Source organism: Leptolyngbya sp. GGD, from assembly GCF_026735145.1.
GTDB classification, from domain to species: domain Bacteria; phylum Cyanobacteriota; class Cyanobacteriia; order Leptolyngbyales; family Leptolyngbyaceae; genus Leptolyngbya; species Leptolyngbya boryana.
The window spans coordinates 530,243-544,765 of sequence record NZ_JAPQKE010000001.1 but is presented as its reverse complement, the minus strand read 5'-3'; the positions used below and the strand labels follow the sequence as shown (position 1 = coordinate 544,765).

Annotated in this window: 11 protein-coding genes; 2 read left to right on the top strand and 9 right to left on the bottom strand. The window is 46.4% G+C overall.

The annotated features are described in order from the left end of the window. Positions 1 to 339: 339 nt before the first annotated feature. From OU814_RS02625 to OU814_RS02615, 3 genes are all read right to left on the bottom strand, one after another. Positions 340 to 3,156 carry a cation-translocating P-type ATPase gene (locus tag OU814_RS02625; protein ID WP_268180236.1) on the bottom strand — a complete coding sequence of 939 codons (2,817 nt, stop codon included), beginning with the start codon at positions 3,154 to 3,156 and terminating at the stop codon, positions 340 to 342. Between the two features lie 150 nt (positions 3,157 to 3,306). After that, positions 3,307 to 3,765: an Hsp20/alpha crystallin family protein gene (locus OU814_RS02620; RefSeq protein WP_268180234.1), complete on the bottom strand. Its 459-nt coding sequence runs from the start codon at positions 3,763 to 3,765 to the stop codon at positions 3,307 to 3,309. A 91-nt stretch (positions 3,766 to 3,856) separates the two neighbouring features. Further along, positions 3,857 to 4,891 (bottom strand): Acg family FMN-binding oxidoreductase, encoded by a 1,035-nt coding sequence (locus OU814_RS02615; protein WP_268180232.1) that lies wholly within the window; start codon positions 4,889 to 4,891, stop codon positions 3,857 to 3,859. Between the two features lie 277 nt (positions 4,892 to 5,168). Between OU814_RS02615 and OU814_RS02610 the strand changes: the two genes are divergently transcribed. Further along, positions 5,169 to 5,525, top strand: a complete 357-nt coding sequence (locus OU814_RS02610) for a hypothetical protein (RefSeq protein ID WP_017290666.1) — start codon at positions 5,169 to 5,171, stop codon at positions 5,523 to 5,525. Between the two features lie 94 nt (positions 5,526 to 5,619). Next, positions 5,620 to 6,483, top strand: a complete 864-nt coding sequence (locus tag OU814_RS02605; RefSeq protein ID WP_268180229.1) for a hypothetical protein — start codon at positions 5,620 to 5,622, stop codon at positions 6,481 to 6,483. A gap of 44 nt (positions 6,484 to 6,527) precedes the next feature. On the opposite strand, the gene OU814_RS02600 is transcribed toward OU814_RS02605, so the two are convergent. From OU814_RS02600 to OU814_RS02575, 6 genes are all read right to left on the bottom strand, one after another. Continuing rightward, the gene (locus OU814_RS02600) at positions 6,528 to 7,445 is read right to left on the bottom strand and encodes a pentapeptide repeat-containing protein (RefSeq protein WP_268180227.1); all 918 of its coding nucleotides are present in this window, start codon (positions 7,443 to 7,445) and stop codon (positions 6,528 to 6,530) included. Positions 7,446 to 7,489: 44 nt separating this feature from the next. Beyond that, positions 7,490 to 8,107 (bottom strand): CBS domain-containing protein, encoded by a 618-nt coding sequence (locus OU814_RS02595; protein WP_268180225.1) that lies wholly within the window; start codon positions 8,105 to 8,107, stop codon positions 7,490 to 7,492. Between the two features lie 33 nt (positions 8,108 to 8,140). After that, on the bottom strand, positions 8,141 to 8,335 hold the full coding sequence (locus OU814_RS02590; RefSeq protein ID WP_071596189.1) for a hypothetical protein: 195 nt from the start codon (positions 8,333 to 8,335) through the stop codon (positions 8,141 to 8,143). 233 nt (positions 8,336 to 8,568) lie between these two features. After that, complete coding sequence (locus tag OU814_RS02585; protein ID WP_017290670.1) at positions 8,569 to 11,052, bottom strand: response regulator; 2,484 nt, start codon at positions 11,050 to 11,052, stop codon at positions 8,569 to 8,571. 2 nt (positions 11,053 to 11,054) lie between these two features. Next, complete coding sequence (locus OU814_RS02580) at positions 11,055 to 13,661, bottom strand: ATP-binding protein (protein ID WP_268180220.1); 2,607 nt, start codon at positions 13,659 to 13,661, stop codon at positions 11,055 to 11,057. Next, positions 13,646 to 14,452 carry an alpha/beta fold hydrolase gene (locus OU814_RS02575; RefSeq protein WP_017290672.1) on the bottom strand — a complete coding sequence of 269 codons (807 nt, stop codon included), beginning with the start codon at positions 14,450 to 14,452 and terminating at the stop codon, positions 13,646 to 13,648. Before OU814_RS02575 ends, OU814_RS02580 begins: the two co-directional genes overlap by 16 nt. Between the last annotated feature and the right edge of the window lie 71 nt (positions 14,453 to 14,523).

Sequence of the window (14,523 nt, the reverse complement as noted above, 5' to 3'; positions counted from 1 at the left end):
TGTCAGTAGACTGGCAATCCACCTCATCATCCTGATTACAATTTCCCAGTTCCTCGTTAGAATTTGCATTGCTGTTTCAGAGCTTCTAACTGGCATGTTTGTCTTTTTCCCTGCGAAATGAAACTCCGTTTTTTGAGTGAATCTGTCTAAAGAGACATTCGCATTTTGCAAGCAAAATCGCTTCCGCCAAAAGGTAAGTCTTTCTGCCACAGATTAGGATAGAAGAGTCCAAAGACTGCAAGCGTTTCTCACGCCTGAGCCAACGATTTTAGAGCGGTCTGATTTGATCTTTCTGAAAAAACTAATTTTTTATACAGTGTCAAAAGATTAGACATGAACTCATTCGCGAGTCACCTGTTTGCGGCATTCATCTGCAAGCAGAACAATCGGAGGACAGACCAGTAGTGCTAGCCATTGCATCGGTTGTAACGCGATCGTGGAAAAGATCGATTGCAGCGGAGCGAGATAGATAATTGACAGAATTAACATCCATTCAGTTGCAATTCCCAACCAGATCAAGCGATTGCTAAAAAAGCCTAAGCGAAAAATTGAAACTCGTTCGGATCGACAAGCAAACACGTTTCCGACTTGAGCAGCAACGATCGCAGCTAAAGTCATCGTCATCGCTTGGTTATAGACGATCATGGTTCTTGCATCCGCAGAATGAGACAAGATACTCGGAGTCAAGGCTTGTAAGTCACTGAAGCTATAACCTTGGCTAAACCAAACGAAAAAGAACCCTGCCATACCGAGAATTCCTTCAATTGGACCCAAAAAGCAATATGCCCGCATCAGTAATTTTTTATCAAGCAGGCGCTTTGATTTGCGACGGGGGCGTTGCTGCATTGTGCCGAGTTCTGGTGCTTCTGCTCCTAACGCCAGTGCCGGAACCATATCAGTTCCTAGATCAATTGCAAGAATTTGCAGAATCACTAGCGCGGGCGGAATCTTAAATAACACCATAAACAAAAATGGGAAGAACTCGGGCACGTTGGAGACCAAGATATACGTCATGAACTTGCGAATATTCTGATAAACCGCGCGACCTTGTTCGATCGCGCTGACGATCGTGGCAAAGTTATCATCAATCAGTACAATATCTGCGGCTTCGCGTGCTACATCTGTCCCACTCATTCCCATTGCGATGCCAATATTGGCAGCCCGTAAAGCAGGCGCGTCATTCACGCCATCTCCTGTGACTGCCACAATATGACCCAGAGCTTTATACGCCTCTACTAAGCGCAATTTCTGTTCCGGCATGACTCTTGCAAAGATTAAGCCGTTTTGACGTGCCAGAATTTGCCGCAGTTGCGTATTGGATAAATGACTGAGTTGCTCTCCTGTAACCACTCGTGCCTGCTGCTTGACGAGTCCGATATGTTTCGCGATCGCTTCTGCGGTCAATCCATAATCCCCGGTAATCATCGTGACGTGAATGCCTGCCTCGTGACATTGTGCAATTGCTTTTGCTACTTCAGGACGTGGCGGATCTATCATTGCAACTAATCCGAGAAACGTTAAATTCTGCTCCAACACTTCATCAGATTGCTGAATGAGATCCGAATCAACCGATTTTGTGGCAATTCCTAAAACGCGGTAGCCTTGTTTTGCGAACTCATCATTTGCTTTTGTAATCTCAAGACGATCTGCTTCAGTCATCGATTTTGTCTGTCCCTGCTGAAGGATCAATGGACTATGAGCTAAAACATCGAGGGGCGCACCTTTTGTAAATACCAGGAATGTAGTTTGAGAGAATGTAGTTTGAGAGTGTGCATCCGGCATGAATAATGAATGCGCGGATGAGTTGCCTGAAACGACAACACTCATCATACGTCGATGTGAATCAAAGGGGACTTCTCGAACTCGGGGAGCGAGGTGCTGGAGTTCATCGATCGACAATTTATTTTTAAGTGCGGCAACCAGTAAAGCAACTTCTGTGGGATCACCGATTGCTTGCCATAGACTTGACCCTGCTTGATGATTAAGTCGTGCGTTGCAACATAGAGCACTTGCGGTGAGCAGTCGATTCACGTGTGGAATTTGAGTATCATCGGTGATTTGAACTTGACCCGTCGGATCATATCCGGTTCCCGTGACTTCTAATGCGACTCCCGGAATCCAGAGTTGGCGTACCGTCATTTCATTTTTTGTCAGAGTGCCTGTTTTATCGGTGCAAATGGTTGTCGTGGCACTTAAGGTTTCTACTGCCGAGAGTCGTCGCACGAGAGCATTCTGTCTTGCCATGCGTCGAACCCCGATCGCGAGTGCTAAACTCACGGTTGGCAACAATCCTTCTGGGATAAATGCAACAATAATCCCGATCGCAAAGATGAAACTCTCTTTCACATCCATACCCACAAGCAAGGTTGTCAAAGCAAAGAGTAAAATTCCCATGCCAACTGCAATTGCAGTAATCACATGCACGACTCGGGTAATTTCAACTTCGAGTGTACTGGCATCACGTTGGATATTTGCAGTTAAGTGTGCGACTTGTCCAAATTCTGTATGTGTGGCAGTTGCATAGACGACAGCTTTAGCACGTCCAGAGGCAACGGTTGATCCTGCAAAGACGAGATTCGGCGCATCTGAGGGATGTAGTTTCTCATTCATGACTGCATCGCTCGATCGCGGAACAGGCATCGATTCTCCAGTCAGGACTGAAACATCCACAGAAAGAGACTGGCTCGAAACCAGTCTTGCATCCGCAGAAATGCGATCGCCTTCTTCGAGTTCGATCACATCGCCTGGAACTAATTCTTGAGCGGGAAGGGTTTGTAAGCGACCGTTACGATAGGCTTTGACCTGCATGGGCAGCACATTCTTGAGCGCAGATAAAGCCTGCTCCGCTTGAAACTCCTGCCAGAAGCTAAAGATCGCATTAATCCAAATGACTGCCCAGATTGCCCAACCGAGTTGGGGTGTGCCTGAAACAAAAGCGAGAGTGCCTGCCGCCCACAACAGTAACGCCATGAAGTGAGTCAGTTGGTCGGCAAAGCGTAACCACAGCGATCGTTGAGCAGGCTCAGGTAATTCGTTGTAACCATAGTGCACTAATCGCTCGGCAGCTTCTTGATCGGAAAGCCCTTCTGCGGTTGTGTTGGCATGTTCATAAACTGTCTCAGGAGGTAATGTCCAAATTGGTAGGTGTAAGTTCATGGCTCACAATTCTTCAGAAGCACTACAAAAGAAAACGCTGAAATGATAGAGAGAGACAATCATTTCAGCGCGATTATAATGTGAGAAAACAGCTTCCTATAGTTTTGCAATCAAACGAGTCAAACTGTTTCAAATGACTACGTTTTGGTTTCATGCTTGTTGGGTCAAATCTACTTTCATCACTTTAGGTTTTGCTGCTTCTGCTTTCGGAAGCGTTAAGGTTAGAACACCATCTTTGAAGTTTGATTTGACTTGATCATGCTTCACCGTTGATGGAAGAGGCACGGTGCGAGCAAATTGCCCATAGTTGAATTCAGAACGGTAGTAACCTTTTTCTTCAGTTTTCGTTTCTTGTTGATGCTCGCCTTTGAGCATGACTGCTTCTGGACTAACTTGCACATCGAGATCTTTCGCTTCAATTCCAGGAATTGCGGCTTTGAGAACAATCTCGGTATCCGTTTCTTGAAGTTCGATCGCGGGCATCCACTTCATTTCACTATTCACCGCCGGGATCGGAAAATCGCGGTCTGCTAACCCTTCAAACAACCGATCCATTTGCCGATGAAGAAGATCCAATTCTCGCATTGGTTGCCAACGAATAAGCGGCATAATCTTCCCTCCTTTGTAGATTTAGATTGGAGAGAGCCTTTTGTTAGCTCTAGACTGAAAGTAGAACAAGAATTTGAGGATCTTGTGAAGATCAAAATTGAACTTCGTGACTACTGCGACGTGGGGTTGGCTGAGTGCTGGTACAATAGCCTAGCCGTAGTAGAACTTGAGGGTATCCCTCACGGTTCAGGCTACTTTGAAGTTGAGACCGCACTTCTGGCATCTGAATCGGGGCATTGAAAAATGAGGCAACAATGCCCAAACTTTGGGCACGCAGTAGAATTTTCTGAAGGGCTTGTCCTACATTTAGCCAATCGATTGGTGTGTCGCCATGGGTTCCTAAGACTGCGATCGCAGAGGCACTCTGTAAAAGTTGCTCATTCTGTTTAGCAATCTGATTGCCTAAATTAAAATAGCGAGTCAGCCAAGAAAGCACAACTGTTAAGAAATCAAATCTTGGCGGCACACCTAAAGCATAAGCAGGAAGACCATCATGTCGTGGATTAGATCCAGAGTGCATCCAAGCTGAGAGTTCTTTGCGAATTTCTGGATCTGCCATCTGTAAGCGATCAGCAAGATTGACTAAATTCAGAAGATGGGATTTTGCTTTCTGCCCTTGAACAAGATGCAACCATGCGCCTTCTTCAACTGCGATCACTTGCAACCATTGCAAAACGGTTTTAGGAATGTCCCAGGCCTCAAAGGGTCGTCGGGTCGTATGGCGTTGGGAAATTGCTTCAAACAAAGACTTCTCTTCAGCCGTTTCCTGGTTCCAACTTCCTAAACGAATCTGCGCGAGTAGATTGGGTTGATCTGAATTGGGTAACATCTGAATGTCGCCTTGATAACCAAAATGATGTAATGCTATTCGCAAATTTAACAATGCTGCACCACAACTAATGATCAGTTCTCGATGCTCCGGATCAACATAAGACAGAGCACGATCGAGATCTGCCCATAACTCGATTGTCTCCTGCTGAATCGTGAATTTCCAAGGTTGAGTATTGTGCCCAGAGGGTGCTAGCACAGCATAATTGAGTATGAATTGAAGTTGCTGGGTTGGACTGCCTTGCAGTGGAAAGTCTTGGTCTGAAACCTGCCACGGTTGGAGAGAGAGATGAGACATAGAATTTCACTCCAATAAATCCTGCATTCGACAAGAAGAACAGTTCAAAGTTTCTAAGGCTGTCCTTATATGAATGGTTATAGAGAAAAATCGTGAGGAAATTGTGAGGATGATTCAGACTAATCAGATTCAGATGATGTTCCTCACAACTTCCTCATCATTGTTCCGTATTCTGAAAGGTGCGAAAAGCTAAAGGTGCGATCCTGTTAACCTGATCGCACCAGGCGTGTTTGCATCATTTCGCAAAAACATCCTGACTCTAGGCGAGGGATTTCCTATGTCGAAAACTATCCTCAACGTCGCGCAATACCCGATTCTGCAAGAAATCGAAAGGATCTTAGAATCGTATCCTCATCATCCTTATCAGCAGGCATTCGCTCATCCCGATCTGCAACAGCAATTAGTAGCTTGGGTTTTGAATCGAGTTCCTAATGTGTTTATTGTAACAGAGGAAACTGAAGAAGCGATCGTTCATCCAACTTATGCACCGCACTGTAGCGATCAGAAATCTTGTCTAGAATTTGTGATTCGAGAAGGGATTCAAGAGGTTCTAGCTCAGAATCAGAAAGAAATTGAGCATGATATTCCACAAGAAGAAATGCCTGGACAAGCTGCTTCGCATTGGTTTGGTTAAGTTCAAGTGTGTCTGATGTTGGCAGATTTGGAAGCCATTCAAATCTGCCAATTCTAGGGCTTCTACTGTTCTTGTACCTTGAGAGAAAATTACGATGAATTGGAAGCAGTGGATTCTGGTGTTTATCTCTACGATTGTGTTGCTTTTTGCGGGTCAAGCACTCGCACAAACAGACATCAATGTGAACAACACAAATCTGATTCGATTCGGTGGAGATGTCACGGTTCAAGAAAAGCAAGTCGTCGAAAATGCTCATGCGATCGGAGGTTCTGTGATCGTGCAACCGAATGGGCGAGTCACACAAACCGCGATCGCAATTGGTGGCAATGTCACACTCAAGAAAGGGGCACGAGTCGATGGAGATGCTTATGCGATCGGCGGTAAAGTTGTGCAAGAAGAAGGGGCAACGATTGGAGGCGCAAAAGGCACATTGGGTGACGATGGCAGCATGGGAATGCATCGCGATCGTAATTCTTTCTGGGTAAGGTATGCAGCACAAAGTGCTTTTCGGATCATGAGTGCGATAATTGCTGCGATTGTTGGCGTGATTTTACTGCGCGCTGCCCCTGCATTTATGCCAAACTTAGCAGCAACGATACGGCAATATCCAAGTCAAAGTACTTTATGGGGGATTGGGGCGATTGTTGCTGTGATTGCGCTGAATATTTTCCTTGCCATTACGCTCATCGGCATTCCTTTAATTCCGTTAGTAATTTTAATCGCGAGTCTTGCCTCTTTTGTTGGCTCATTAGGACTCTCGCTCTTGGTCGGGCAAATCGTCGTAAAGAGTGGTCAGCCCACTCAAGTGCAACAATTTTTGATTGGATTATTGATTGTTACAGTTCTTGCCCTGATTCCCGGTCTAGGCGGGCTTGTTCTGTTTGTTGTGAGTGTATTTGGGCTAGGAGCATTGCTAGCTTGGAAAATAGGGAAGATACAACCCCACGCGATGGGATAGTTTATCGAGATTGCACTGATTCAGGTCGAATCAGTGCAATCTCATCAGTTTTCACTACTGAAATCGTCAGCTTTTAATCGTTGTACATCATAATTGCGCCTTAATTCTAAAGGTTTGCGTTCGAGATTTTCATCGATCGCAATTGCACCTTGAAGCACTGCTCCGCTAAAGTTTGCATCAAGATCAGTTCCCGTCAAATCTACATCCGTTAAAATTGCATCACTGAAGTTTGCATGACTCAATTTCACATGAGCTAAATTTGCCCCGGTCAGATTTGCGTGTTGCAAATTTGCTCGACTTAAATCTGCATGAATTAGATAAGCTCGACTGAGATTTGCTCCGCTCAGATTTGCCCCGATTAGATTCGTGTGGCTTAGATCTGCACCTGTTAAGTCCGTTCTCCGTAAATCGCTCCCTGACAAATTTGCTTCGCCTAGATTTGCCCCTTGTAAGTTTGTCTCTGCTAAATTTACATGCTTCATGTTCGCTTGGCTGAGGTTCCCTCCGGCAAGTGATGCACCCTTAAACGTTGTGCCTTGCAACTCGGCTTGACTCAAATTTGCTTCTGCTAAGTTTGCTTGGCTGAAATCTGCGCCACTTAGATCTGCGTGACTGAGATTCGCCCCTGCAAGGTTCGCACTGTTAAAATTGGTCGCACTGAGGTCTGCATTGAGCAGATTCGCGCCTTGTAATTCGCTATCGGCAAAGTCTGCTCCATAAAGATGAGCATTGCTAAGATTTGCATTTGTGAGTGTTGCCTGACGAAGATCAGCGTTGATTAAGTCAGCTTCGCAGAGTTGAGCCTGATCGAGGTGAACGCCCTGTAGATTTCCACCTCTCAAGATCAAAGAATGCAGTGAAGCTTGAGAAAGATCGGGCACATAATCAGGATAAGCTTGTCTCCAAGCGTTCCAAGACTTAGCGCCTTGTTTGATCAGAATGAGTAATTGTTCGGCTACCATGATGATGCGTCCTGATTGGGGTTGAGCTAGAGAATTGCAATGAACTATCCTCCGCACAAGTTGGTGTAGAAATCTGATGTTGGGCTTTTTGGAAACTCCTCACAATACTCTTCAAAGGTGTGTTTGAGCAGTTGATCAATGCGCTGTTCGCTCAATTCAGCTTGCAAAGCGTCTACGGTCTTCCAAGCAGCGATACAGGCAGGCGATCGCGCTCCTTGCTCTGTACACAGCTGATTTGCCTGTTGACGAGCTTGCTGCAATTCTGCTTCTAGATGCGGCTGTGAGATTGCAGGATGATGTCTCAAAAGCTCAGACACAGAAATCATGCCTACTTGCTGATCTTGGATCACAGGCGCTCTCAGCAATCGATGTTTCGCAAAGAGTTGGGCAACTTCTTCAATCGTTGCTGCTGGATCAATGACAATACAAGGTTTGGTCATGAGTTCAGCAACGAAGGTTGTCTCTAAATTTTTGCTGAGCGCGACTCCCTTGTACAAAATGTCTGTTTCTGTGAGGATGCCGTAACTGTCTTGCTCATTTTGTCGATCGACAATCAGCGATCGACAAGCTTGCTCTTTCATCAGTTGAACTGCTTCTGCTACAGTTGCAGTTGCTTGAATTTTGGCAGCATTCAAACTCATCAGATCAATTGCATGTAACATAGAGTTCTCCTTACCGCTTTTTCAAGTCACAAGCTAGGCTGCGAGGTCTTGAAAATGGTCGGTTGAATTCATTTTTAACTGCTTGTTTAAAGTCGAGTGAGATGTACCTGTCAATTGACCCTCTTCAAAGTTTGGCATTTCTGCCCAGCAGGAACGACAGAGCCAGTACAGCGTACCTTGACGAATGTGACGGAGTAACAGATTAGAGCAGCAGGGACAAATAGACATCACTCTGGATTCCTAAAATTTAATGCTATCGATCTCATTTTTTTTCAGGATCTCGATGAGATAGAAGCCTGAGGGAGAACATGATAGAGATTAGTTCTAAAATTTGAGGAAGTTGTGAGGATCTCTATCTCTCAAGAGATTTTGTAATATTTCGACATGTCACACAGCGATGCTCGAGAGCGATGAAGTCGTCTAAATTGCATCATAGAGCATGGATAGTTTCGCAAGCAAGATTATCTCTTCGGAGTTGCACAAGTCGGTGTATCTAGAATCCTGCGCAGCTCCTTTAACAATGCTTCAGCCGTATAAGGTTTGGGTAGAAGCACATCAACACCCACACTGGAAACATCAGCTAATGTATTGTCCAGCACTAAACCGCTTGTCGCAATGACTTTGACCTCAGCATTCATTTTTTTTAAGGTGCGGATTGCCGTAAGTCCATCCATTTCCGGCATCATCAAATCCATCAAAACGACCGCAATCTCTTGATTGTGCTTGACGTAAAGTGAGATTGCTTCAAAGCCATCACTCGCCGTAAGCACTCGATAATTCTGGTCTTCTAGCATTGTTTTGGTGATATCTTGAATCGATGTTTCGTCATCGACCACTAAAATGAGTTCACCGTGTCCAGGCAGTAACTCTAGCGTCGCTGTTGAAGATGTACTCTGGTTCTTAGACGTGGGCAAATAGACCTTGAAGCAGGTTCCTTGACCGATTCGGCTATCGACCTCAATAAAGCCCGCATGGCTTTTAATGATGCCTAGCACGGTCGAAAGCCCTAAACCTGTGCCTTTACCGACTTCTTTCGTGGTGAAGAATGGATCAAAAATGCGATCGACGACTTCAGGCGGAATGCCCGTGCCCGTATCAGAGATAGCAATCATGACATAGTCTCCTGCTTTCGCATCAAGCTGCGTCCGGGCATAGGATTCATCAATGACAACATTGCTGGCAGAAAGGGTCAAAATTCCGCCGTCAGGCATAGCATCGCGAGCATTCACGCAGAGATTCATCAGAATCTGATGCAGTTGAGTGGGGTCGGCATAGACCAGATTGAGGCTAGAAGGGGGGAGTTCTGTGCGAATGGAGATCGATTTCGGGAAGGTGCGATTTGTAATTTCTTTAATTTCTCCAAGTAAATGAGAAATCTGGACTGCTGTGCGTCTGCCTTCAGTCCCACGCGCAAACGATAGCACTTGCTTGACTAATTCGGCTCCACGCTTCGCGTTGGATTCAGCAATTTTCAGGAGTTGCTGAGTGCGATCGTCTTCCTGGGGAAACTTCAACAACAACAGTTGAGAGGTCGCTAAAATAGGGGTCAGAATATTGTTGAGATCATGGGCAACACCGCTTGCTAGAGTTCCAATACTCTCTAATCGTTGGGCGCGGAGGAATTGAGCTTCAAGCTGTTTTTTCTCGGTGATATCGGTATCCACGGTCAGAATCGATTTTGGCATCCCCACTTTGTCTCGCACCAGCGTCATGCGGCTCATCACCGTGATCGCCTTGCCTGACTTGGTGAATTTTTGCAGTTCTCCTTGCCATGCGCCTTGATCAAACACAACTTTCAGCGCTGTTTCAAACTCTTGAGGCTGAAGATTGTGGAGCAGTTCAGTTGCATCCTTTTCCTGGATTTCGGCTTGTGACCAGCCATAGAGCTGTTCTGCTGCATGATTCCAAAACAGAATGTGATTGGCAAAGTCACGAGCGTAGATAGCGTCTGATGCTTCGTTTAATAACGCAGCCTGCTCTCGAACCATTTGCTCTGCTCGCTGACGCTCGATCAGTTCATTTTGTGTTCGCTCATAGAGTTCCGACTGTTGGATTGCAATTCCCAGTTGGGTTGCTAATTGCTGGAGGAGCGTTGTTTCGATCATTTGCCATTCATGTGTTCCTGAGCAATGATGCGCGATCAGCAGTCCCCAGATATGATTGTTTTGGAGAATTGGGACGACTAAGTTGGCTCGAACTTGGGCTTGCTCTAATAGCTCAATATGACAAGGACTTAAGCCTGCATTGTAGATATCAGACTTAGCACTGGTTTGACCTTGCTGATAGCGCTGAAGATAGTGCTCTTTAAAGCACGGATCATAAAACTCAACTGCAAGTACCGATTTCCAGGCAGGATCAACGGATTCATTGACAATTTTTCCACTGAAATCTGAATTAAAGCGAAAAATCACAACGCGATCGGTGTGCAAAAATCGCCGTACCTGATCGACCGTGGATTGTAAAATCTCATCGAGCTTGAGCGATCGCCGAATGCCTTGAGCAATTTCTCCGATTAAATGTTCTTGTTCGATTTGGTGCTGAAGTTGTTTCGTTAAGTTTTGTAGCCGCAGTTGCAGTTTGACGCGAGCAATCACTTCCTCACACTGCAAAGGTTTGGTGATGAAATCAACCGCGCCCAGGTCAAACCCGTGCACCTTGTCTACGACATCCGTGAGAGCTGTGAGAAAAATAATCGGAATCTCGCGTGTTGCTTCGTTAGCTTTGAGACGGCGGCAGGTTTCAAAGCCATCGATTCCCGGCATGAGCACATCCAGCAAAATCAAATCCGGATGGGCATAGTTAGCTTTGTCGATCGCGCTTTCGCCGTCTTCTGCGACTAAAACCCGAAAGCCGGAATTTCCCAGCAAATCAAACAGCACTTCCAGGTTCGTGGGCGTGTCATCCACCACTAATATGATTCCTTGCTCAGATGTTTTAGGCTCCATAGCTACCCCTGATAGCGTTTGATTAATTCCAAAATTTGCCGTTCCTTAAATCCCTGCGCCAAGCGTCGAAGCTGAACGACGAACGGTTCCCATTCGGGGTTTTGTTGCTCTAGATGAGTAGCTTGCTCAAGAATTCCTTTGAGATCGCCCATGCGGGCAAGATCGAAGAGTGTATTGAGTTCGGCATGAGGTGGAGCAACAATTGGGTCTAAAGCATTTTCAGAGACAGTATGCTCTCTAGAAGTCTCAATTTCAGCTTCATAGTGCCACTCTAAATCGAGATGGGTTTGAAGTTGTGCGAGCAGTTCGGTTTCTCGAATTGGCTTGGCAATAAAGCCATTGCACCCTGAATCATGACTGGCTTGCTGATCGTATCCAAAAACACTAGCAGATGTCGCAATGACGATCGTATCTCGTAAATCTGGAGATTGCCGAATTTGGCGCACTGCCTCGAATCCGTCCATCACGGGCATCACCAGATCGAGCAAGATCGCATCGGGTTTGTTCTGATAGGCTTCACGAAGTGCGACTTGACCGTTTTCGGCTTCGATGACGTTAAATCCTAGCGGTTCTAGCAGATGAACGAGAACTGATCGGTTCGCCGCTTGATCATCGACGACAAGAACGCTGCGAGGTCTGCCTGCATAGCCAACTACGGCACATGGAGAAGCAGCGCTCGGATCGGCACTCCGCGATCGTGCTTCTACTTCTGGCAGAACTAAGTCAAACCAGAATGTGCTACCTTTTCCGAGCGTACTGTTCACATGAATCTCCGAACCCATGATTTTCAGGAGTTGACTGCTAATCGAAAGCCCTAATCCGGTGCCTTCCGTTTTACGATCGGATTCTCCCACCTGTTGAAATGGCGAAAAAATCGCTTCTAACTGCTCTGGCGCAATGCCAATCCCGGTATCTTGTATCTCAAAGCGAACTTTTGTATTTTCAATGCACCCTACTTGAAATAAAACGCTGCCAACTTCGGTGAATTTGACCGCATTTCCTAAAATATTAAGTAAAATTTGCCGCAAGCGTTTTTCATCTGCATAAACATATTGAGGCAAGGGCGATCGTGGTTGATAAACTAAGGTGATCTGTCTTTGTTCGGCGCGAATTTGGCAGATATCCGCGATCGCTTCGAGAAAGGATGGAAAATGAAACTTCTGAGGGACAAGCTCCATTTTCTCGGCTTCAATTTTAGATAAATCGAGTAAATCGTTGATCAGCGTCAGCAGATGCTCTCCACATTGATGAATGATGCCGACTCCTTTTTTCTGAAATTCGTTGAGACTTCGATCTTTTTCTAAAATCTGCGCGTAGCCGAGAATGCCATTGAGCGGGGTGCGGATCTCATGGCTCATATTCGCTAAAAATTCGCTTTTCGCACGGGTTGCTGATTCTGCAAGTTCGCGCGCGGTTTGCATCGCGAGTTCTGCCTGCTTGCGCTCGGTAATGTTGTCGAGTACCCAAAGGCGACCGGGCACATCTCGCCCATCGGTTGGTGTACTTGAAAGGCTTAATACGATCGGCTGCGGATCACTCAAAAACCAGTGCCAGTCTCGAATTTTTGCGCCGGGTTGTGTGAATAGCTCGGCTGCTTGAGCGGCAATTTCAGCTTGATTGTCTGCTTTCAGGCGCAGAGCAACCATTGCTTGCGCGATCGCGCTCGGCTCAACTGCACCATGCGCTAGATTCAGATACTTGGCTGCGGTGTGATTGATCCATCCCTGTTCGCCACTTTCATCGATAAAGACAATGCCTTGAGGAATTGTTTCTAACATGGCTTCAAATCGCGCTTGGAGTTGATCAAAGCGCAGTGTTAGATCTTGAAACCTAAGCAGATTGCCTAGTCCGCCCCGCAAAGAGTCGAGAAATTGTTGCAGCGATCGAGAGGGATTTATCCGCCGATGCCACAGGAGCACAATTGCTCCCTGTACGTTCTCAACCTGCTGTAACGGTAAGACAGCGATTGATCGAACGCCTTGCGCTAGGAGAGCAGGTGAGGCTTGCGGGGTCGAAGCATAGTCTGAGTAGTGCAGACATTGATTTTGGCTGAGTGCTTCTGCAAACAACATTGGCGTTGTCAGTCGATCCGGTAGGATATTATGCGGTAATGCAGCTAGTGCTTCAGCGGTGACTTCATCTAACTGGCGGAGCGCGATCGCGCCTGTTGCACCCGTAAATTTTTTTAGCGCAGTTAATGCCTGCTGAATCGCGTGTTCTGGTGTGAGGGCAGTTTCATCTTGAATGAGCGATGCCAGCATGGCTTGAGATGCCTGCTGCCACTCTTGTCGTAACAGATAGACTCTCACTCCAGATCCCAAGAGACCTACAATTCCTAATGCGATCGCAGATCGGATGGGAATGTCGCGGTTTAACAAAGCGACAAAACCGAGTCCGTTCATCCACTGCGATCGCGGACATACAACGCAAAGTGCAAACAAAACCGGAGCGACCAGCCACACTAGAGGCGCTTGTATCAGCACTCCTAACCCTAACTCTGCCAACATCAGCATGAAAATCAACGGCGCAAACGTGGGTAGCCAATCAGGATGTTGATTAGCGCAAAACGCAACTGGATCAGAATCGAAGCGATTTAAACGATAAAACATTCTGCAAGTGTTCGAGTTACCACGGCAGGTGCACTCAGATGAGGAAGATGCCCCTCAGCATCAATATTGATTAGCGTAGCCTGAGAAATTTTATCTGCCATGTATCGCCCAACTTGTGGCGGTACCGCGATATCATTGTTTGACTGAAGAATTGTTGTTGGGACTGTGAGCTTAGGAAGATCGGCGCGGTGATCCGATTGAAAAATCACTCGCGCAACAGCTTGTGCTACATCAGGACGAATCGCAGAGAGGGTTTTTGCAAACTCGCCTGCTAACTCCGGGCGCTCTGGGTTTCTCATGGCTAAGGGTGCAAAACCTCCAGCCCAGGCATAGTAGTTGGCTGACATCGACGCATACAAGGCATCGAGATCTGACTGCTCAAATCCGCCAATGTAATTCGTTGCCGGATCGTTAAGATACCGAGGAGAGGCACTGATAAACAATAACTGCCGAAACCGAGCCGGATCAAGCAGCGCAGCCAGCAATCCCACCATGCCACTCACAGAATGTCCGACAAAGATGACATCTGTTAACTGAAGTTCTGCTAACAGTTCAAGCACATCTTCAGCATAACTGTACAAAGACCGATAGCGACGCGGACTATACGCATTCATATCGGATTGACCTGCACCAATGTGATCAAACAACAGAATGCGGTAAAACGGTGTAAACGCTTCAACTTGGTGCCGCCATGCGGTTTGATCGCTGCCAAACCCATGTGCAAGCACTAGGATTTGCTCGCCCTGACCGACCACTTGAGCATGATGGCGATTGAGAACTCGACTCAGCATCTGCAAGCCCCTCTACCGGGATCTTTCTATACCCATCATGACATTGCTCATCAACTCTGTTTACCAAGCTT